Source organism: Paraburkholderia edwinii, from assembly GCF_019428685.1.
Taxonomy (GTDB): domain Bacteria; phylum Pseudomonadota; class Gammaproteobacteria; order Burkholderiales; family Burkholderiaceae; genus Paraburkholderia; species Paraburkholderia edwinii.
In genome coordinates, this window is sequence record NZ_CP080096.1 from 508,827 (window position 1) to 528,708 (window position 19,882).

General features: G+C 61.8%; 16 protein-coding genes. 10 read left to right on the forward strand and 6 right to left on the reverse strand.

The features are described 5' to 3' along the window. Positions 1-389 precede the first annotated feature (389 nt). Positions 390-2,660 (forward strand): hybrid sensor histidine kinase/response regulator, encoded by a 2,271-nt coding sequence (locus KZJ38_RS24070; RefSeq protein ID WP_219802194.1) that lies wholly within the window; start codon positions 390-392, stop codon positions 2,658-2,660. Positions 2,661-3,032: 372 nt separating this feature from the next. Continuing rightward, positions 3,033-4,865: a hypothetical protein gene (locus tag KZJ38_RS37205; protein ID WP_219802195.1), complete on the forward strand. Its 1,833-nt coding sequence runs from the start codon at positions 3,033-3,035 to the stop codon at positions 4,863-4,865. 147 nt (positions 4,866-5,012) lie between these two features. Here KZJ38_RS37205 and KZJ38_RS24080 read toward each other — a convergent pair whose 3' ends face one another. Beyond that, complete coding sequence (locus KZJ38_RS24080) at positions 5,013-5,564, reverse strand: NADPH-dependent FMN reductase (protein ID WP_219802196.1); 552 nt, start codon at positions 5,562-5,564, stop codon at positions 5,013-5,015. Between the two features lie 353 nt (positions 5,565-5,917). On the opposite strand from KZJ38_RS24080, the gene KZJ38_RS24085 reads away from it, so the two are divergent. From KZJ38_RS24085 to KZJ38_RS24100, 4 genes are all read left to right on the forward strand, one after another. Continuing rightward, positions 5,918-6,127, forward strand: a complete 210-nt coding sequence (locus tag KZJ38_RS24085) for a hypothetical protein (protein ID WP_219802197.1) — start codon at positions 5,918-5,920, stop codon at positions 6,125-6,127. A 250-nt stretch (positions 6,128-6,377) separates the two neighbouring features. Beyond that, entirely contained in the window at positions 6,378-6,989 is a 612-nt protein-coding gene (locus KZJ38_RS24090) for an RNA polymerase factor sigma-70 (RefSeq protein WP_219802198.1), read from the forward strand. Beyond that, positions 6,976-7,182, forward strand: a complete 207-nt coding sequence (locus KZJ38_RS24095) for a zf-HC2 domain-containing protein (RefSeq protein ID WP_219802199.1) — start codon at positions 6,976-6,978, stop codon at positions 7,180-7,182. The genes KZJ38_RS24090 and KZJ38_RS24095 overlap by 14 nt, the downstream gene beginning before the upstream one ends. Positions 7,183-7,425: 243 nt before the next feature. Further along, on the forward strand, positions 7,426-8,394 hold the full coding sequence (locus KZJ38_RS24100; protein WP_219802200.1) for a sulfonate ABC transporter substrate-binding protein: 969 nt from the start codon (positions 7,426-7,428) through the stop codon (positions 8,392-8,394). Positions 8,395-8,554: 160 nt separating this feature from the next. On the opposite strand, the gene arsC is transcribed toward KZJ38_RS24100, so the two are convergent. Next, the gene (gene arsC, locus KZJ38_RS24105) at positions 8,555-8,917 is read right to left on the reverse strand and encodes an arsenate reductase (glutaredoxin) (RefSeq protein ID WP_219802201.1); all 363 of its coding nucleotides are present in this window, start codon (positions 8,915-8,917) and stop codon (positions 8,555-8,557) included. Positions 8,918-9,568: 651 nt separating this feature from the next. On the opposite strand from arsC, the gene parA reads away from it, so the two are divergent. Beyond that, positions 9,569-10,231 (forward strand): ParA family partition ATPase, encoded by a 663-nt coding sequence (gene parA, locus KZJ38_RS24110; protein WP_219802202.1) that lies wholly within the window; start codon positions 9,569-9,571, stop codon positions 10,229-10,231. Between the two features lie 24 nt (positions 10,232-10,255). Next, the gene (locus tag KZJ38_RS24115) at positions 10,256-11,320 is read left to right on the forward strand and encodes a ParB/RepB/Spo0J family partition protein (RefSeq protein ID WP_219802203.1); all 1,065 of its coding nucleotides are present in this window, start codon (positions 10,256-10,258) and stop codon (positions 11,318-11,320) included. 442 nt (positions 11,321-11,762) lie between these two features. On the opposite strand, the gene KZJ38_RS24125 is transcribed toward KZJ38_RS24115, so the two are convergent. After that, a complete protein-coding gene (locus KZJ38_RS24125; protein ID WP_219802205.1) occupies positions 11,763-13,112 on the reverse strand; it encodes a replication initiation protein in 1,350 nt (449 codons plus the stop codon). A 1,910-nt stretch (positions 13,113-15,022) separates the two neighbouring features. Between KZJ38_RS24125 and KZJ38_RS24130 the strand changes: the two genes are divergently transcribed. Then, the gene (locus tag KZJ38_RS24130; RefSeq protein ID WP_219802206.1) at positions 15,023-16,228 is read left to right on the forward strand and encodes a DNA-binding protein; all 1,206 of its coding nucleotides are present in this window, start codon (positions 15,023-15,025) and stop codon (positions 16,226-16,228) included. 115 nt (positions 16,229-16,343) lie between these two features. Here the strand turns inward: KZJ38_RS24130 and KZJ38_RS24135 are convergent, their stop codons facing one another. The 3 genes from KZJ38_RS24135 to KZJ38_RS24145 form a co-directional block, all read right to left on the reverse strand. Next, positions 16,344-17,360, reverse strand: coding sequence for a tyrosine-type recombinase/integrase (locus tag KZJ38_RS24135; RefSeq protein ID WP_246641976.1), 1,017 nt, complete (start codon positions 17,358-17,360; stop codon positions 16,344-16,346). Positions 17,361-17,364: 4 nt separating this feature from the next. Beyond that, complete coding sequence (locus tag KZJ38_RS24140) at positions 17,365-17,772, reverse strand: DUF2471 family protein (protein ID WP_219802208.1); 408 nt, start codon at positions 17,770-17,772, stop codon at positions 17,365-17,367. 93 nt (positions 17,773-17,865) lie between these two features. Next, positions 17,866-18,525 (reverse strand): helix-turn-helix domain-containing protein, encoded by a 660-nt coding sequence (locus KZJ38_RS24145; RefSeq protein WP_219802209.1) that lies wholly within the window; start codon positions 18,523-18,525, stop codon positions 17,866-17,868. Between the two features lie 155 nt (positions 18,526-18,680). Between KZJ38_RS24145 and KZJ38_RS24150 the strand changes: the two genes are divergently transcribed. Further along, the gene (locus tag KZJ38_RS24150; protein ID WP_219802210.1) at positions 18,681-19,880 is read left to right on the forward strand and encodes a glycine C-acetyltransferase; all 1,200 of its coding nucleotides are present in this window, start codon (positions 18,681-18,683) and stop codon (positions 19,878-19,880) included. Positions 19,881-19,882: the final 2 nt, after the last annotated feature.

Sequence of the window (19,882 nt, forward strand, 5' to 3'; positions counted from 1 at the left end):
GCTGACTAATCGCTGACTATCGCGAATGACCCTTCCGTCTCGTCTGACTGGGATGTCGGGGCGCCCTCGCGCGATTGCGTCCGGACATGGCGGGCGCATGGCTTATCTGGGGCGCAATTCTCAAAGCAAACCGGCGAAAAGGCAACTCGCCAAAATGCGGTACATCGAAAAAAAGTCACTCAAATGACCAGCAGTTTCGGGGACGTTTTAACCACTAATCAACAAAATGTCGCCGTTTATACTTTTGTGTACGTTTGCGCTTCCGGATTTGTCACTGTTTCGCGGACACTCCGGCCCATCTGACAGAATTCGAATTGCAGCCCTCACCGCTCGCCGTATGATGGTGGAAGTCATGCCTGCCCTTTCCGACTTTTGCCGCGGTGTCCAAGATGACTTCTGAACGGCGCGAATCGGCTGAAGAAAATCGTGACGCTGGCAACCGGTCCGAGGAGACCGTGTTTCCGGCCGTGCCCGAGCACAATTTCGCCGTCCGGCGCATGACGCTGATCGCGCTGCTGATCGCCGCGATCATCCTGCCCTGCGTGTTCGTCGCCGTGATGGCGTTCAACGACTTCCGCGCCCGTGAGGCGGAAGCGACCGACGTGACGCTGCGCACCGTGCGCGTCGCGGAAGAACACGCGCTGAAAGTATTCGACATGAACGAAGCGCTCGACGCGCGCGTCGTCGATCTCGTGCAAGGTCTCGACGACGCCGGCATTCGCACGCGCGAAGCGCAGATCCACGACAAGCTCGATTCGATCGGCGGCGGTTATCCGCAGGTTGCGTCGATGTCGATTTTCAGCAGCGACGGCACGCTGCTCGCGAGCAGCCGCTTCTATCCGGCGCCGCCGCTATCGATTGCCGGACGCGACGATTTCATCGGCATTCGCAACGGCAGCGTGATCGAGCATGTGTCGCGCGTGATGTCCGGCTCGGCGGCGGACGGCGAAGTCGTGTTCAACACCGGCGTTGCGCGCCGCAACGGCGACGATGCGTTTGCCGGCATCGTCTCGGTCGCGCTGCGCTCCGGCTATTTCAGCGACTTCTATCGCGATCTGCTGGGCGGCAGCGGCTCGCCGATGACGATGGGTCTGACGCGCACCGACGGCGCTGTGCTCGCGCACTATCCTCCGAGCAGCAGAGCGGCCGCTGAACCGCAGAAATCGTCGTTCACCGAGGCGCTCGCCGAGGGCCGCCGCGCGGGCGTCGTGCGCGTGCATTCGATGCTGTATGGCGACACGCAGATCGTCGCGTTCCGGCGCGTCGGTTCCTATCCGGTGTACGTGGCGTGCGGCTATCGCACGTCGGCGATCTGGGCCGCGTGGTACCGGCACTTAAGCGTGCTGATTCTCGCGATGTTCGTGCCGTCGGTCGTGTTGTGGTGCGTCATCTGGCTTTCGTTGAAACGGCTTGCCGCCGAAGAGGAAGCGTGGGAGCGCTGGCAGGCCGAAGCGTCGATGCGGCGCTCGATCGAATCCGCGTACCGGCAGTCGCGCAAGATGGAAGCGCTCGGCAATCTCGTGGGCAGCGTCGCGCACGACTTCAACAATCTGCTGATGATCGTCTCAGCAAATATCCAGATTTTGCGCAGACGAAAAGCGGCCGCATTCGATCGCGAACTGTCGGCCGTCGAGCGCGCGCTGAAAAGCGGCCAATCGCTGACGCGCCAGCTACTCGGCGTGGCGCGCAAGCAGCCGCTGCGCAACGAAACGCTCGCGGTTGAACGCTGGTTGCCCGGCTGCCGCGAATTGTTGCGCGCCTCGCTCGGCGCTAAGGTGTCGCTCGTGATGGACATCGGCGTCGGCGTCTGGCCGATTCGCATCGACGTTGCGGAGCTCGAGCTCGCGTTGATCAACGTTGCCGTCAATGCGCGCGACGCGATGCCGAACGGCGGACGCTTCACGGTGCGCGCGAAGAACATCACGTTCCGTCACGAAGACGGTTTTCCGCTGACTGGCGAGTTCGTTCAGCTGTCGCTCGAGGATACCGGCGTCGGCATGCCGCCCGACGTGCTCGCGCGCGCGTTCGAGCCGCTCTTCACGACCAAGCCGAAGGGCATGGGCACGGGCCTCGGCCTGCCGCAAGTGTTCGCGTTCTGCGAGCGCTCGGGCGGCCTTGCCGCCATCGACAGCGCGACCGGCGCGGGCACCTCGGTGCGACTTTACCTGCCGCGCACGACCGGCGAACCGGTTCAGGCCGAAGCGCCGATTGAGCCGATCATCGCAGAGAGCGAGACGCCGCAAGGGCTGCGCATTCTGCTCGTCGAAGACAACGACGAAGTGGCGGCCGGCACCGAAGCGCTGCTGCAGATGATGGGTCATGAGGTGACCTGCGTGTTCAACGCCGACACGGCGCTGCGTCTGCTCGACGATGCGCGCGCCAAGCGGGCCAGGAGCGGCGAGCCCTTGCCGTTCGACCTCGTGATTTCGGACATCCATATGCCGGGCAAGCTCAACGGCATCGATCTCGCGGAAGCGATCCAGCACTTCGAAACGAAGCTGCCGGTCGTGCTCGTGACCGGTTACGCGGAAGAACTCGAGCGCGCGCGGCATGTCGATGCGCACGTTTTGCCGAAGCCGTTCGATATCGCGCTACTAGATCAGTTTTTGCAGACGCTGCAGCAGGATCTCGCGTCACCGGATCCGCATCCGACTCATTAAGCGCGGCTATCGCCGCTCGCGTTACCGGTTCTTTGTAAAAAGGGCGGTGCGTAGGCGGTGCGGATGCGTTGCGTTGCGGTGCGATTTGAGTCGGCTTTGTTCGGGTCTTGCCTGGGCCTTGCTTTGGCCTTACGCGGCGGATTTGCGTATGTGCTGCGGTTGCCGCGGCGCGCTCGTGCGCCATCGCTTGTTGTGCGTTATCGCAGGGCTCTGCTTGCGCCGCTTTTGGCACCGCTTTTGACGCCATGGTTGCCACTGCTCTTGCAATGCCTCCCGGCACGATCGTTGCGGCCTTTCCGGTTAACGCCGGCTGGCGAGTGACGGCATTACGCCGTCGCGCCGCCGGCTCGAGCAAACCACCGGGAGGCAGCCATGCGACATACGGTCATCGGCCTGTTCAACACCTATGCGGAAGCGGACGGCGCGCGCAACGCACTCGTGCAATCGGGCTTCGCTTATCACGAGGTCGAGTTGCGGGCGAACCCTGAGACGGCGTCCGATGCGATTGCGGACGAATCGCCGGGCGTGCTCGCCAATATCGAGCGCTTTTTTTCGAGCCTGTTTTCGACGTCCGGGTCCAGTCTCAACGAGCCGATCGCCGAACGCTATACCGATGCGGTACGGCGCGGCGCGGTCCTCGTCGCCGTCGACGCGACCTCCGACGCCCACACGGAACTCGCCCACAACATGCTGATGCGGCTGGGTGCGCGCGACGTTAGCGAGCGCGCTCGCTTCGAGCCGCCGCCACCGCGCGACGCTGGAGAAACCGCGCAGGCGAGGCGCGAACATTCGATGCTCGATGAGTTGGGCCTCGGCACGCCGGCCGCGGTGCCGACTGCTGCGCAGCCGCCGAATGAGGCGTTACGCGCGATGGAAGAAGAGCGTCGCTACGAGCGCGTCGATGCGCCGCCGCACGATACGCCGATCGATGATGAAGCCGCACGGACCGCGATTGCGGCCGGCAGCGCGCCTGGATCCGGCGCCGTGCTGCGGCCGGATCTGGCCGATACCGCCGATGCCGGACGTCGCGAACTCGATGAAGCGGCGATGCGCGAGGCGCAGATGCGGGAGCAGCAAGTGCCGCACACGCGGATGACTCAGGTCGAAACGCGTAGCGATCGGATGCGTGAAGCGCAGATGCAGCGCGATATACCATCCGCGCCCCTCGCGCCGTCGTCCCCAGCGCCGTCCGCGCCGCCGCGCGACGAGTTTTCGCGCACATCGGGCGGCGCTTCATCAAGCATGGGCGATGAGCCTGCGTATCCGGCGAGAACAGTTCGCGGTGCTGCGCAATATCAATCGGATCCTGCGGACATCAGCCGGGCGACGCCTCTGCCCGGCGAAGGTCTATGGCAGCGCGACATGGCAGCAGAACGCAGCTCGCGGACGGGCAGCGTCAATCCTCGCTATCCGGAGCCGGCTGCAACGCCCCAAGGCGTTTCACCGGTGCGCGATGAACATCAACCACCGCAAATGATGCCTGATGCGGATTTGTCGTCGGATATGACAGGGGTCAGCGGACGCGATGAAGCCCAACGTGAAGTTCGCGGCGCTGGCATGCCGGACGAAAGAAGTGTCGAACGGAACGACGATCGTATGCGGGGCAGCCCGTCCGCGGCCGGCACGCCTGGCATGATGAATGAACACGAGGCGCGCGAGCAGTTGCGCGGCGCCGACCGCGGGGTCGACCGCGGAGTCGACTATTCGCAGCCGACGGTCGGAAACGATGCGCCGCGACGCATGTCGTCCGACGATACGCGCGGTCCGGATTTGCGTGCTCCGACGCCATCGGCCACACAGTCGCCTTATCGACCGTCGTCACAGACGACATCCGAGGCATCGCCGACAACTTCGAGTGCATCCGCCGCCAGTCAACAGGGTGCGGCCCGCAACGCCCGCGACGGCGATCTCGGCGCGCCGATTCCCGACGAATTCCTCGAGTACGAGGAGGACTTCCGTCTGCATTACGACGAGCAGTTCGGTACGCGCGAAGGCGCACGGTACGACGAATACGTGCCGGCCTACCGGTACGGCGCGACGATGGGACGCGATACGCGCTATCAGGACCGGCCATGGGATGACGACGTCGAACTCGATGCGCGTCACGACTGGGAACGCGCGGCGCCAGAGGGAAGCTGGGATCGCTTCAAGGCTGCGGTGCGGCACGGATGGGAGCGTGTGACAGGTCATCATCACCATCATTGACGACCGATGACTGTCACGATGATCGGCCGGACAGCGGCGCCATGCACGCGAGGCGTAGGGCGCCGCTTCAATCGAAACCGGGTCGACGCGCAGCTTGATGCGCGATTCGACAGGCAGGCAGACGGCGCGTGCGTCGCGCTGCCGCGATCAGACCTTGTGTTTCTTTACCCAGGCGACGAAGGTGTCGACGAAGTTTTGCAGGAATTCGCGCGTGTCGTCGTTGACGATCGCGCCGTTTGCATCGATGCGCGAAGGATCGTGCTTAACGAAGATTTCGGGCTGGCCCATCGTCGGCACATCGAGATAAGCGAGCACATTGCGCAGATGTTGCTGCGCGAGCGCGCTGCCCATCGCACCCGGCGACGTGCCGCACACTGCGCCCGGCTTGCCGCCCCACGAGCTGTGGCCCCACGGACGCGAACCCCAGTCGAGCGCGTTCTTCAGCACACCTGGCATCGAACGGTTGTATTCGGGCGTGACGAACAGCAGGGCGTCGGCCGACTCGATTTGCCGCTTGAAGTGGCGCGCCGCTTCCGGGAAATCGGCGTCGTACTCCTGGTTGTACAGCGGCAGGTTACCGATCTCGACGAACTCGAACTTGAATTCGGCCGGCGCAAGCGAAATCAAGGCATGCGCGAGCTGACGGTTGAAAGACTCGCGGCGCAGGCTCCCTACGATGACTGCGATCTGATAAGCCATGGTGTCGTTCCCATTGAGTTACTTCGGTTAAAGATACGGCCCGTTAATCATAGCGGTATTCGCGAAGTTGCTTCGGGTCTGTGGATAAGTCTGAAGCCAGGTCTGTTATCCACAGATTTCGGGGAAAACCTTGTGGATAAATCGACTCTTTTCCTTGTGACTCAAGCTTGCGATCGGCTAGCAGGCGAGCAGCAAAAACTACCGCAAACCATGCGTTCCGATTACAAAGTGCCGCGAACTTGTAGCGCGACGCTTCTTCGAACCTTTAGCGGACCGGCACATCTCGAATCGCGCAAACTTTCTAGTTGTGCGCGCAACGGTGCAGGCGCAGTTTCTTACGGAGGGTTGACAGCATGACGCGCATTTCCTCAGGTAAATCGCATGACGAAGCATTGGCCGCGCGCAAAGGCCAACGGCAAAAAGCGCAAGAACAGGCGGGCGGCGATATGGCCGTCGAAAACACACAGTCCGATGCGGAACATAGCTGCGGCGAGTTGTCCGAAGAGGGCAAGAAGGTGTGGCGAACGGGTAGCGGGCTCGACGGCGGCGGCAAGAGTTCCTGACTTTATGTTGTTGCTACCTTGAGCGTTTCGCTAGTCGTCGACTTTTAGTCGTATCGAACGCTTGCTGATTGGATGAAATTGATTCGTCCTGGCAGCAAGTGAGGGAAAATGTGCGCCGAGCCTTGCCAAAGGCGCTTTTTCTCTCACTGATGAATACAAGCCATCGTTCCATGCGCCGGCGTCGGCGCTGTACCCGCTTTGCTGTTCTACGTTTCCGCTTTTCGTTTCGCGCTGAAAATCGGGGACTTGCATGAGGACGCTGATCGAAGAGCGGGCGTTCGACGATCCCGCGTATCTCGAGCGGCTACGCCGCGATCTGGTGCGTTTTGCGCGGCTTCAGTTGCGCGACGCGGCAGCCGCCGAAGATGCCGTGCAGGAAGCGCTGGCTGCGGCGTGGACGCAGGCTGATCGTTTTGCCGGCCAATCGGAGCACAAGACGTGGGTATTCGGCATCCTGCGTCACAAGCTCGTCGATACCCTGCGCGCCCGCAAGCGCACGATCAATCTCTCCGCGCTCGACGACGAAATCGATGGCGAATCTTTGCTCGATCGCGAGCTATTCAAGGAAAACGGCCACTGGTCTCGCGAAGCGCAGCCGCGCTCGTGGCCGACGCCCGAACGTGCGATGCGTCAGCAACAGTTCTGGACGCTGTTCGAGATGTGCCTCGATCATCTGCCTGAACAGATCGGCCGCGTGTTTATGATGCGTGAGTTCCTCGACCTCGAGACCAATCAGATCTGCAGTGAGCTGCAATTGTCCGCGAACCACTGCAGCGTGCTTATTTATCGCGCCCGCCTGCGGCTGCGCACATGCCTGACCGAAAAGGGCTTTTCCAGCGGGGACGTCGATGGGGAAATGTAAAGACATCACGCGGCTGCTTTCCGATGCCCTCGAGCGCAAACTCGGCATGCGCGAGTGGTTGGCGGTCGGCGCGCATCTGCCGACTTGCAGCGGATGCCGGAACTTTCGCAAGCACATTGGGCTGTTGCGAGCGGCGTCGCGGGCGATGAGCGGGCTCGATGATATCGATGATCCGGAGACGCGCGGGCGATAGGCGCGCGGGGGCGAGCGTGTGCCTGAGTTGGGCGCGGCCGGTGTGTGGCACTGCCCGGTTTTGTTTGACGCGCCTGGCATGTTTGACACGTATGACGCATATAAAGGCGACGGCCCACGTCAGTCCGACGTGATTTGCTTATGCGAATTTATCGGTTCGTGATCATACGCGAGCGAATTATTGTTGAGCGCAATCGGTCCACGTTGCGTCCGTCTTTCGCCAGGTCGATCTCCGATCCCCATCATGATTCGTCATCCTTCACTGACGCGCCGCGCGTTTCTCGCCGGCGCCGGCGCCGTATTGGCCGCGGCGGCCCTGCCCTCCGTCGCTGCCGCACGCGCAAACACCATCCGCATCGGCTATCAGAAGGCAGCTAGCACGCTCGTCCTGCTGAAAGCGCATGGCACCCTCGAGAAACGCTTTGCACCGCTTGGCATTTCCGTCAAATGGACTGAGTTTCCCGCGGGACCGCAATTGCTCGAAGGACTCAATGTCGGCTCGATCGACTTCGGCTATGTCGGCGAGGCGCCGCCCGTCATCGCACAGGCTGCCGGCGCGAATTTCGTCTATACCGCCTATGAACTTCCGACGCCGCACGCGGAAGGCATCCTTGTGCATCGCGACGCGCCGATAAAATCGGTCGCCGATCTGAAGGGCAAAAAGATCGCGTTCAACAAAGGCTCGGACGTGCATTGGTTCCTCGTCGCCGCGCTTCAGAAATCCGGCGTGCAATACGCGGATATCCAACCGGCGTTTCTGCCGCCCGCCGATGCGCGCGCCGCGTTCGAGCGCGGCGCCGTCGATGCATGGGCGATCTGGGATCCGTTTCTCGAGGCCGCGAAGCGGCAAACCAATGCGCGCTTGCTGACCGACGGCGAAGGGATCGTCAGTCATCACCAGTTCTTTTTGAGCGCGCGTCCGTTTGCACAGGAAAACGCCGACGTCATCGCGGCAGTGATCGACGAAGTCGGCAAGGAAGGCGAATGGGTGCGCGGCCACTATGCCGAAGCGGCCGCACAGCTCGCGCCGATTCAGGGGCTCGACGCGAGCGTCATCGAAGGCGGTCTTCGACACTATGCGCACGTGTATCGCCCGATCGACGCGCCGGTGCTCGCCGAGCAGCAACGCATTGCCGATACGTTCGCGCAGCTTCGCATCATTCCTGGACAGATCGTGACGAAGGATGCGGTTTTGCAAGTTGCGAAAGGCTGAGATCGTTGGGGCAGCGCAGGTCGGTTTCTCTGTGAGGGCCGCGCCGCCGCGTCTGCGTTGGGTCCGTGTCTTTCAAGACGCGAAGGTTAGCTTCTGCTGGACCGCGAGCGTCAGCTTGATTTTGTGGCTGTAGTTGTTGTTGCTCAAAGCGCTATTCGATTTATTCGTCGAATAGCGCTTTGACGTTTTCAGGCGGCCGGCCGATGACTGCCTTGCCGTTGCGAACGATGATCGGACGTTGAAGCAGGATCGGGTGTTTGACGAGGGCTTCATAGAGCCGGTTGTCGTCGACATCGTCGGCACCCAGGTCCAGTTCCTTGTACTCAGGTTCGGTGTTGCGGATCATGTCGCGCACCGTGCAACCGAGCATCCGGTTCAACTCCTTTAGCTGCGCGACCGTCAACGGCTCGCGCAGATACTCGACGATCCTGATCGGCTCGTTTGCCGTGTTGAACGAGGTGTCGATGAGGTCGCATGCGCCTCGCGATTTTGAGCAACGGGGATTGTGATAGATCGTGATCATCGTCGGTGGGCTCCGTGATTTCGATGGGTGTATCGGTGTCGGGTAGCGCGCTTAAGCAGGTAGCACGCTTAAGGCGGGGTCTTGGGATTTTAACGGTGGTGGGGCAACGCTATGCGAGAACGGTCGGAAGGTAACGCTGATCGAGGCTCAGGTTTATTTGAGCTGAGGCAGGATCGTGGCGCTTGAGTCGGGGCGCTGTTGAATGATGGTGACTTAAGGGCTGTGACTTAGAGGCGGCTTTATGCGCATAAAGCCACTGCTCTCCAGCGCGCGCGTTGCGACCAGCGTGCGGCCTTTCTGCGAATTCGCGCGCGGGCGCAGTCAAATGAATCCGATCACGCCACCTATGGCGAGGCACGAACGAATGTGCGTACCGCCTCGCGTTTGGCTCATGTGACCAACCTTGCGGATGCTTACCCGCCTCGAGCGCTCGGAAAATCCAGGACAAGGCGACCACGCACGTGGGCACAGCCAATACCCCTAAGCACGCTTAAGGCTCGACCTCGGGCCGCCATCGAGCGAAGGCGCACCGCCTTTATGCGCATAAACCTAGGCCAAATGGCTAATTTGTCGCGGTGTCACGACAAAATGCATTGAAACAAAAATACATCAAGGTAGAATTCAGCAGCGTCCAATACGGGGAGGTGGAGCTTGGCAGCTGAAATCATCGCAGTCACACAACAAAAGGGCGGTGTCGGAAAGAGCACGATCGCGATGCATCTCGGCGCCGCTTTCCATGAAAAGGGGAAGCGGGTTCTTGTCGTCGACGCGGACGGACAGAACACCTTGGTTCACTGGGCAAGCGCGTCTTCAGACGGAGAAGCTGGTATTCCCTTTCCCGTCGTCAACCTCTCGGAAGCCGGTGGGCAAATCCACCGCGAGATCAAGAAGTTCGTCGGCGACTACGACGTCATCGTCGTCGACTGTCCGCCGTCGATCACCGAGAAAGTCTCTGGCGTTGTCTTGCTGGCCGCGACGGTCGCGGTCATTCCCACATCGTCTTCACCCGCCGACTATTGGTCGAGCGTTGGGCTCGTCAAGCTGATCCAGCAGGCGCAAGTGATGAACGAAGACCTTCGCGCGGTCTTCCTGCTGAACAAGACTGAAGAGAAACGCATGCTCACGCGCGAACTCAAGCGCGCGTTGGAAGAGCTCGGTTTTCCGTTGCTCAAAACCCAGATTCCTACCCGTGAGGCGTACAAGCAGGCCATGGCCCTCGGCCAGACGGTGCTGCAAATGAGCGACCGCGGCGCCAAGCTCGCGAGCGTGGAAATCCGCGCCGTGGCTGACGAGATTGCCGCCCTGCTTCCCTAAATTTATGCGCATAAAGGTCCCAGAATGAAACCCTCCCAATTCGCCAAAGGCTTTCAAGCGCGCCCGGATACCACCAGCAGCGAAAAGCGCACAGCACTCGATCGACTCAATGCGATCGACGGCCTTGTGCAGAGCACTCCGCGTAAAACGGATGAAGTCGTCGGCCGTTCGAGTCAATCGTTAGCTCAGCCTGCATCGAATGAAGTCGAATCGACGGAGTCGATCAACGAATCGCCGCAGTACCGCGCGTGGCGCGCCGAACATGGCTACCGTCCGGGGCAAGTCATCGAACTGACGCTGAAAGTTATCAAAGCGAGTCCGTTCAATCCGCGGCATTTCTATCTGAAGTCGTCGATCGCCGAGCTTGCGGTCAATCTCGCCAAACAAGGTCAGCAGCAGGCGATCCACGTCATTCCTGACTACGACAATCCGGGAACGTACTTCGTCAGCGACGGTGGCCGCCGTGTGCGCGCGTTGAAGGAAGCCAACAAGGAATCCGTGAAAGCGATCGTGATCGATCTGCCGATCGGCATCCAGAGCTACAAACTCGGTTACGACCTCAACGTTCAGCGCGATTCGCAAACCGTGTTCGACAATGCCGTCGTCTGGAAGCGATTTCTCGACGACAAGCATTTCCAGAGTCAAAAGGAATTGGCCGAGCATCTGGGCCTCGATGAATCGACGGTCGCCGTCGCTCTGTCGATTGCGAAGCTGCCGGAAGTCGTGATGCAAGAAATGGTCGCCCGACCGGATCGGTTCGGCTCGAACATGGGTTATCAGGTCGGCCGTTATCACTCGGCGCGCGGCACGGATGCGACGCTGCGGCTGATCAACAAGATTCTGTCCGACGACCTCAGCACGCGCCAGGTCGCCGATATCGTCAAGGGCAGGGCGAGCGCGCAGGAAAGCTCGAAGCCGGCGGGCCGCCAGCGCTACGCGCAGCGGCTTGAAATCAAGTTCGATGGCGTCTCGGTCGGCGATCTGAAGTCATACGGGGACGATCGCATTGAGCTGCGTCTGCGAGGCCTGTCGCGCGAAAAACGTGACGACATCCTGCATCAGATCGAGCGCATGCTACAGAAAAAGTAAAACGGCGAAGGCAACGCGATACCGTGCCATGAGCATGAGATGCGTGCGGTGCAGAGCGCGCGCCACGGAACGTAGCCGTACCGCGCCACGCCCGCTAGCACCCGAACCGCACGGGTCGCACGGGTCGCACGGGTCGCACGGGTCGCACGGGTCGCACGGGTCGCACGGGTCGCACGGGTCGCACGGGTCGCACGGGTCGCACGGGTCGCACGGGTCGCACGGGTCGCACGGGTCGCACGGGTCGCACGGGTCGCACGGGTCGCACGGGTCGCACGGGTCGCACGGGTCGCACGGGCTGCACGGTCGCACGGTCGCACGGTCGCACGGGCAACACAGGCCACGCAGGCGGCTTCCCGGCCGCCTGCTGCACACATGCAGACGTGTATAACCGCGCGCGCAACGCCCGCTAATGGAATGTAGTCGGTCAGATGAGCGAGCAGCCTTAAGCCGCGCGCGATTGATTCAACGTGAAAGCGAGCAGATCGCCGTCCGTCGGCTCGCCCCAGGTCTTGCGCGCGAGCCAATCGAAAAACGCCGTCTCGGCAAGCTTCGAATCGAGGCCGCGGCGACGCCAATCGTCGCGCATGTGTGCGCCGAGATCCGGCAATTCGTCTTCCTCGAACGACCGGCGCGCCACCTCCTGCTCAGAATTGCCCTGTTCCTCGTAGAGCGCTTGCGCTTCCTTGCGCCGGTACGCCGCATATTCGCCCAGCAACCGGGCCTTCAGATCGTCCGCTGGGACGCCGCCTGACGCCTTGCCGCCACTTGCGGGCGGCAGCGCTTCGACCGGCGGCGCGTAGCCCTTCTTCAGCGCATCCTTGAAGAGCGCCGGCGCGCTGCGTACCGGCGGCAGCGTTGTGCTGCGCATCCGTTGCTCGGTCATCTGCAGCGCGGCGCGAATCCGATTTTCCTCGCTGTCGGCGTAAAGCGTCTGCGCTTCCTTGAGCGGAATACCAATTTTCACCATCCGGTCGACGAGCGTGCTGTCGAATACGTTCGGATGTTCGTCGAGCGCCAGCATCGGCTGCTTGCGCTCCGTCACGCGGAACTGGATCTCGGCGACGCGCCGCCCTTCGCGATGCTCGATCAGCTCGACGAAGATGTTGGTGACCGCGTTGACCTCGGCAATCGCCGGCCGCAGGTAGTCGCGCTTGAAGTATTTGTATTCGCGCTTCGCTTCGTCGCCGGCTTCGGTGTCCGGCGTACCGGACAGAATGGGCCGCCACCATTCCCACGACTCGCGCATCGTCAGATGGCTCGGATTGGTCAGATAGCGCACGCAGATCTCGTAGAGCGCGAGGCCCGCGCTACTGCGCAGCTGGCTCTGGAACTGCAGGCTCAGACGCGCGTACTGCACGGGGTCGAGCAGCTTCTTCTTGATCTTCGGCGCAAACGAGAATTCGACCCACACGCGCCGGGTGGCCGGATCTTCGAGAATTTCGGCATCGGCAATCAACGTCGAGATGCCCCACTTGCGGCCGGGCTTCTGGCTCGAGGTACCGGTGCTCCACTCGACCTGCACCGACACCATCCGCCGCAGGTGTTCCTTAACGAGCGCCGTATCGTTCGAATCGAATGCGGAGTTGGCGACGATATCGGACAGGAGCGCGCGATACGTATCGCCTGACTCGTCCGCCTGCTGCGCGACCGCCAGCAGCACGTTGAACAGCTTGCGGGTAAGGAGCGTGATCTTGCCGCTTTTGGGCTGAATCGCGATGGCCTCGACTGCCTTGCGCAGCTCGGCGGAACTCGGGCTCACCACATCGGTTTTCTTCGCGCGCTTCGTGGCCATGCGTCGGATCGGGAAGGATTTTGCGCAAGGATACCGACTGGGGTGATGTGCGTCTATAGGGTGTCCCTCACCATTTCCTGGTGAAGCGGGTTTACGAACCGCGACTCACCTCGACCCATTCCCGAAAAGACTCACCTTCCGGATTTTCAGGGTATTCCGGCGTTCGTTGCTTGTCGCGGCATCCGTAAAAGTCGCTCGCGACGAAGCCGTTGCTCGCGACGTGTCACGGCTCCCGTATCGACTCACCTCAGCAAGCGTCGCAATTACGCGACGCAAAACGTGCGGCGAAGGCGCAGGCATTCCGGATGTCCGGCCGGCTTCGGGTGGCTTCGCATGAGCGGCGGCCGCAGGCGCCCGCATTCAGATCGCGCGCCTGAGGCGAGGCGCCCGCCGTATGGGCGGCACATTGCCTGCATAGAAAGCGCACACGCGGGCCGGGCGGTCCGATCACGACCCGCGGACCGCAATCTCCCTCTCGATTTCACAACCGTACCGCGACACCCGGGGACTCACCGCGCCGCCTCATTCCCGAAAACGCTCACCTTAAATATCGTGAGAACCGCGGAAATCGGACCTTCACCATGTTGCAGCGGGTACAAGACGCGCTCCAGAGTCCCGAAAACTCTCACCTTAGCGCCAGCCGGGGAGGTTTCCATGAGATCTCCGGGGCTCCGCAGCGGTCTCCCGCAAACCCTCACCTATCGCTGCTCTGCGGAAAATCCCCAATCGATTCTGGTACTTACGATGTACATATAAAGCGGATCGTGACCGCCCGACCGATCCCGAAATTCCTCACCTTAGACGCTCGCAACGATGGCCCAGGTACCCAGCCGGATTCTCAAACCGCTCCCGGAAACCCTCACCTCTCGGTCGCAGAAAGAGACGAAGTCGCCTGTTGCGACCACCGTCTGTTGTGCTTTTCCGGTGAGTGGACGCAAATCACGTCCCGAATTTCCTCACCTTAGCCACTTTTAACGGCCTGAAACTATCCCGCAAAGCCTCACCTTTGACCGATATCCAGCCGATCCAGGCAACCGGCCGACGGCAATATGCTCTCCCGGATTCGCTCACCTTTAACGACTTGGCCATCTTCGGCTGCCCGTTCTGGACGAAAACGCGCCCAAAACTCCCGAAAAGCCTCACCTTTGCGGGTCGGCGACGCTCCAAACCACGCGGGAAAGCCCACCGATCCCCGAAAAGCCTCACCTGACAAGGCTCTGCGCTCCCGTTCGCGCTCACCGAATGCATTTTCGACGGCAAAAAAGCGTCCAGAATCGAAGGCGGAACGCCTCCCGAAGCCGCTCACCGAGGCGCTGTCGGATGCAAAGGCCCGAGATTCCAGCAGAATCGGGGCTTGCGCGCGTTTATCCCCCGAAAACGCTCACCTTTGCCGCAGGCCGATTTCGCGGGCCTCTCCCGAACCCGCTCACGAACTGTCCTGCAGCTCCTCACCGAGTGCCCCGAATCCCATCACTGCGCAGTCCCGTGCCGGCTCACCAAGACTCCCGTAAAACTTCACCTGACTCGCCGGAGATCCTTATCCGGTAAGGGTTTGCCGTGGCGTTAACGTTTTTAACCAAGGTTCAAGGGTGTTTACTTTTATATCTCTCAAGCGAATGCCCCGCGAGCCGCGGAGAGAAACAGCAAGGTCAACACCGATCATGGGATCATTTCGTGTCGTGAAACATAGGGTCGAAATGATGCGAGGCGAGAAAATCTTTTAGTTACAGCAGGTTATAGGCTATTCTTCGCTTTGTTTCACGGATGCCCCTTTACAATCGTCGGTAAGCGCGCCCACAGGGTGTTGTACGACGACTGAGCAAGGCTTACGGCGCGCCAACTCCGGAAAACGTAGCAAACATTACGTAACTTGTTATGATTCGTCGAATCCTACCTGCGATGAGGCCTATATGAACCTCGATGACGAACGCGAGGCGATCCGGCGAGAACTGGATTCAATGCGGCAAGACGGCGCCCGCCGCCAGGAGCTTTCCCTGCACGCATGCAAGCGGCTCTTTTTCGATCTCGGCGTCCGACCGTCGATGGCTGCCGTTCGAGACCTGACCCAGACAGGTAGCGCGAGCGACATTCCGAAGGATATCGATGGCTTCTGGGAGCGCATTCGGCAAGCGTCCCGCGTGCGTGTCGGAGCAGGCGCGATTCCGAAGACGCTCGAAGAGCGCGCCGGAGAGCTGCTCGGCACACTGTACCAGGAAGCACTCGCCGAAGCGCGCACATCGCTCGACGAGGAACGCGCGGAAATGCAGGCGTCAATTGCTGCTGCGCACCAGGAAACGCACGACGGCAAGATTCGTCACGAAGCGGCCGAGCAGGCGATCGCCCGCAGCGAAGCGCGCGCGGACGCCGCATGGGAACGCGTGCGAGCGCTCGAGGCGCAACTGGCCGCCGCGTCGACGCACGGCAGCGCGCACCACGAAAGTCTGCAGGCGTCGGTACGCCGCCTCGATGCGGAAAACGAGACGCTGCAGAAACGCATCGAAGCCGAGCAGTCGACCAACGCCGCGCTGCGCGACCGGATCGACGCGCTTCACCAGGAACTGCGCGAAAGCACTGAACACTACGCGCAGCAGATCAAGGATGCGGTGTCCGAAGCGGAACGTCGCGTGAAGCCGATGCTCGTCGAACTGGATTCGCTGCGCAGTATGGCGGCGACTTATCAGTCCGGCGTGCGCGATGCGAGCCGCAAGGAGTTTGACTTTATCCAGCAACTCGCGGCCGCCAAAGCGAGAGGCGACCGGCTCGATGCGCAATTGCGCGAGCAGTCCGACGAACTCGACGCGATGACACGACAGGTTACAGCGCTGCGTGCGCAGCAAGGCATCGATCCTTCGGTCGCGAGTCTGATGTTTGCACTTGCAAGCGCAGGCCGCTTAAGTGCCGATGAACTTGCGTCGATCGGCACGGCAATCGACGGACACGTCGTGTTGCCTGCGCATTGTCCGAAATGCGAAGCAGGTGAGCCGGAGTTGTCGCAAGTGGATCACCACTACGAATTATCGTGTCCCGAATGCGAGCATTCATCAGGAACGGGTGCGTCGCGACTCGAAGCGGTGGCGCGCTTTCTTTCCGAAGGAACTGTGTCGACGCCTTCGTAAGCCCATGTCGTGCAAGGCTTTTCCGCAAAGGTGAGCTTATGCGGGAGCGCGCGAGGTGAGTCTTTTCGGGACCTTGGCGCATCGGTGAGTACTAGCGGAAAAGCGCATCACCGGTTCACGCATCGTGACTTCCGGACTCACCTTCATCGACTTCGTCGGCTATTTGTTCGGATCCCCAGGTTTTCCAGGCACGATGTAGCCGATGCGCGGAAACAGGTTGCGCGAAGCCGAGCCACTCGCCGACAAGTTCCGCTTCAACGCCGCTTTCGAAGAGATCGGCGGCAAATGTATTGCGTAAAGTCTGTGGGCTTGCGCGCGCTTCGCGCGATGCGGCAATTCCCGCTGCGTCGATCAGCGCGTCGATCGCGCGTAGCGCGGTTGCCTTGTGCATCGGCTTTCCCGATGACGCCGCCGGAAACACCAGCGGACCTGCAAGGCTCGCGGCCGCACGCGCTTCGAGCCATGCGCCGAGAACCGCGACCGCAAATGGCGCGAGCCGCGTGCGGCGCGACAACAGCGGATTGTCGCCGTCGACGGTGAGCCACCCGGTGCCCGCGTTGATATTGTGCATCGTCAACGCAATGGCTTCGCCGGTCTTCAGTCCTCCGCCGAGAAAGATTGCGACGAGTGCGCGATCGCGATATTCACGCCAGCGTTCGGCACCGGATCGACCGATCACGGGCGACGAAAGATGGGCGATCAGCGTCGTGCGTTCAGATGCAGAAAGAAAACCGGTCGGCTCGTTGTCGCGCGCGTTGCGCCAGCCCGCTTCGCCATCCTGTGCAATGAAACGCGCCGGATTCGTTGAAGCGGCTTCGATCGAGCGAACGTGATCGAGCACGCGTTCGATGAGCCGCAAATACCGCGCGCGCTGTGGCTTGCGGATCGACAGGCCCGCGACGAAATCGGCGATCGAACGGCGGTCGACGGTTGCCAGAGTTTTGCGCCGCGCTTGCAGCCACTCGAGAAAGAGTCCCCACTGCGCACGATAGACCTGTGCCGATGAAGCACGAAACTGCTGGTTTGCAAGCCACGCGTCGAATGCGACCGCGGGGTCGCGCAGCCAGTCTTCCCGTTCGCGGTCGAACAGGTCGCCGGATGCAGGAGCCGATGAAGTTCGAGCGCGGCTCACACCACTACCCGCCCCAGGCTCGCGGCCGGCGTCTGCCGGTTTGTGCCGACTGCTTGCCCGCCGCAAGCCGTGCCGTTTCCCGCTGCGCTTCTTCATAGGCGACGACCGCGAATGCGAACACCGCGGGCAACGCATTCGATGCGCCGAAATCCACGGGGTCATCGGTTTCCGGGTAAGGCAACGCCGTCGGCCGTTGAAACAGACCGAGCATCAGCGCGTCGTGCCGGCTGGCGAAACCGAGGTCGGCGAGCGCCTCTGCTTCGATCGCATGGAGCAGACGCCACGTGAGCGGAACCTGCTGCGCGATGTAACGCGACGCGATATGCCGGACGATGTGCGCGAGGTCGCGCGCCGCATTCTGGTAGCGCAGCGCGGCGAGTGAGGCATCAGGATCGGTGGACGGGCGGTTCATGTTCGGCTCCGGTCGCAGTCGATGGACGGGCGTATACTGTACAAATATACAGTATTGGTTGCAAGTCGACGCTGCCGGGCTAACGCAGCGCCTTCAGCCGTGAATCACCACCAGCAGCGCCTTCGCTTCGCCTTTGCCCGCATTGCGAATCGCATGCGGCTCGTCGGCGACGTAGCGCGCGGTGTCCGCCGCCTTGAGCCGCTTCGTTGCGCCCGCCGCTTCGACGTCGATCGTGCCGTGCAGCACGGTCAGGTGCTCGCGCGTGCCCGGTTCATGTGCGTTCGAGACCAGCGCGCCGCCTGCGGCGAGCGTAAGCTCATACCACTCGAACTTGCCGGCGAGCTCGATGGGTCCCCACACACGCAACTGGTATTTCGCATCGTGTCCGCTCAACGTGGGGATCTCGTGCGGACCGGATACGGCGATCGCCTCCGGCGCCTTCGGCGGCGCGAACAGCGAATCGAGACTGACGCCGAGCGCATTCGTCAGACGCCATGCGACCGCAATGGTCGGATTCGCCTTGTCGCGCTCGATTTCGGACAGCATCGATTTGGATACGCCCGCCGCGCGCGACAGATCGTCGAGCGTCATTTTGCGTTCGCCGCGCAGCCGCTGGATCTGTTCGCCCACGCGCGGCGGCGCGGTCACGGTTGAACCGGAGGGCGTGCTTGCCGCGCTCGCTGCCGCCGATACTGCTGCACTGCGCGAGGTGCGCGACGCATGCGACCCACGGGGGGATTCCGAGCTTGCCATTTACTGACCCATCGTTTAGAGTTGTTCGATATACCGAACCTGAGTTCGAAAAATCGAATTTTTCCGGTAAAGCTGACAATCGACTATAACAGGCCGCCGCGCGTCGAAGCACATCCAGGTACACGTGGGCCGCTCATTCGAACAGGAGCTGATTCATGCGCGATGCTTTCCTTTCCCATTTGCGCGGCACGCTCGACCAGATTCGCGCCGACGGCTTCTATAAGACGGAACGTGTGATTGCGAGTCCGCAGGCGGCCGACATCACGCTCGAAGGCGGCGCCGACGTGCTGAACTTCTGCGCGAACAACTATCTGGGCCTCGCCGACGATCCTCGTTTAATTGCGGCCGCGAAAGACGGGCTTGAGCGCGACGGCTTCGGCATGGCGTCGGTGCGTTTCATTTGCGGCACGCAGACCGTGCATAAGGAACTCGAACGCGCGCTGTCCACGTTTTTGCAGACCGACGATTGCATCCTCTATTCGAGCTGTTTCGATGCGAACGGCGGTCTGTTCGAAACGCTGCTCGACGAAAACGACGCGATTATCAGCGACGAACTCAATCACGCCAGCATCATCGACGGCGTGCGGCTCGCGAAGGCGAAGCGCTTTCGCTACAAGAACAACGATCTCGCGGACCTCGAAGCCAAACTGCAAGAAGCCGATGCGGCAGGCGCGCGCTTCAAGCTGATCGCAACCGACGGTGTGTTTTCGATGGACGGCATCATCGCGAACCTCGCCGGCATCTGCGATCTTGCGGACCGCTACGGCGCGCTCGTGATGGTCGACGATTCGCACGCGGTCGGTTTTATCGGCGAGCATGGCCGCGGCACGCCCGAGCATTGCGGCGTGCTGTCGCGCGTCGACATCATCACCGGCACGCTCGGCAAGGCGCTGGGCGGTGCGTCCGGCGGTTACGTCGCGGCGCGCAAGGAAATTATCGATCTGCTGCGGCAGCGTTCGCGTCCGTATCTGTTTTCGAACACGCTGACGCCGAGCATCGCGGCCGCGTCGCTGAAGGTGCTCGAACTGCTCGATAGCCACGAAGGCGCGCGGCTGCGCGAACGCGTGCGCGCAAACGGCGCGCATTTCCGCCGCGCGATGAGTGCGCTGGGCTTCACGCTCGTACCGGGCGAGCATCCGATCATCCCCGTGATGCTCGGCGATGCGCAACTCGCATCGAAGATGGCCGATGCGTTGCTGCACGAAGGCGTCTATGTGATCGGCTTTTCGTTTCCGGTCGTGCCGCGCGGCCGCGCGCGAATCCGTACGCAGATGAGCGCAGCGCATACGCCTGAACAGATCGATCGCGCGGTCGATGCATTCGCGCGCGTCGGCCGTTCACTCGGCGTTATCTGAAA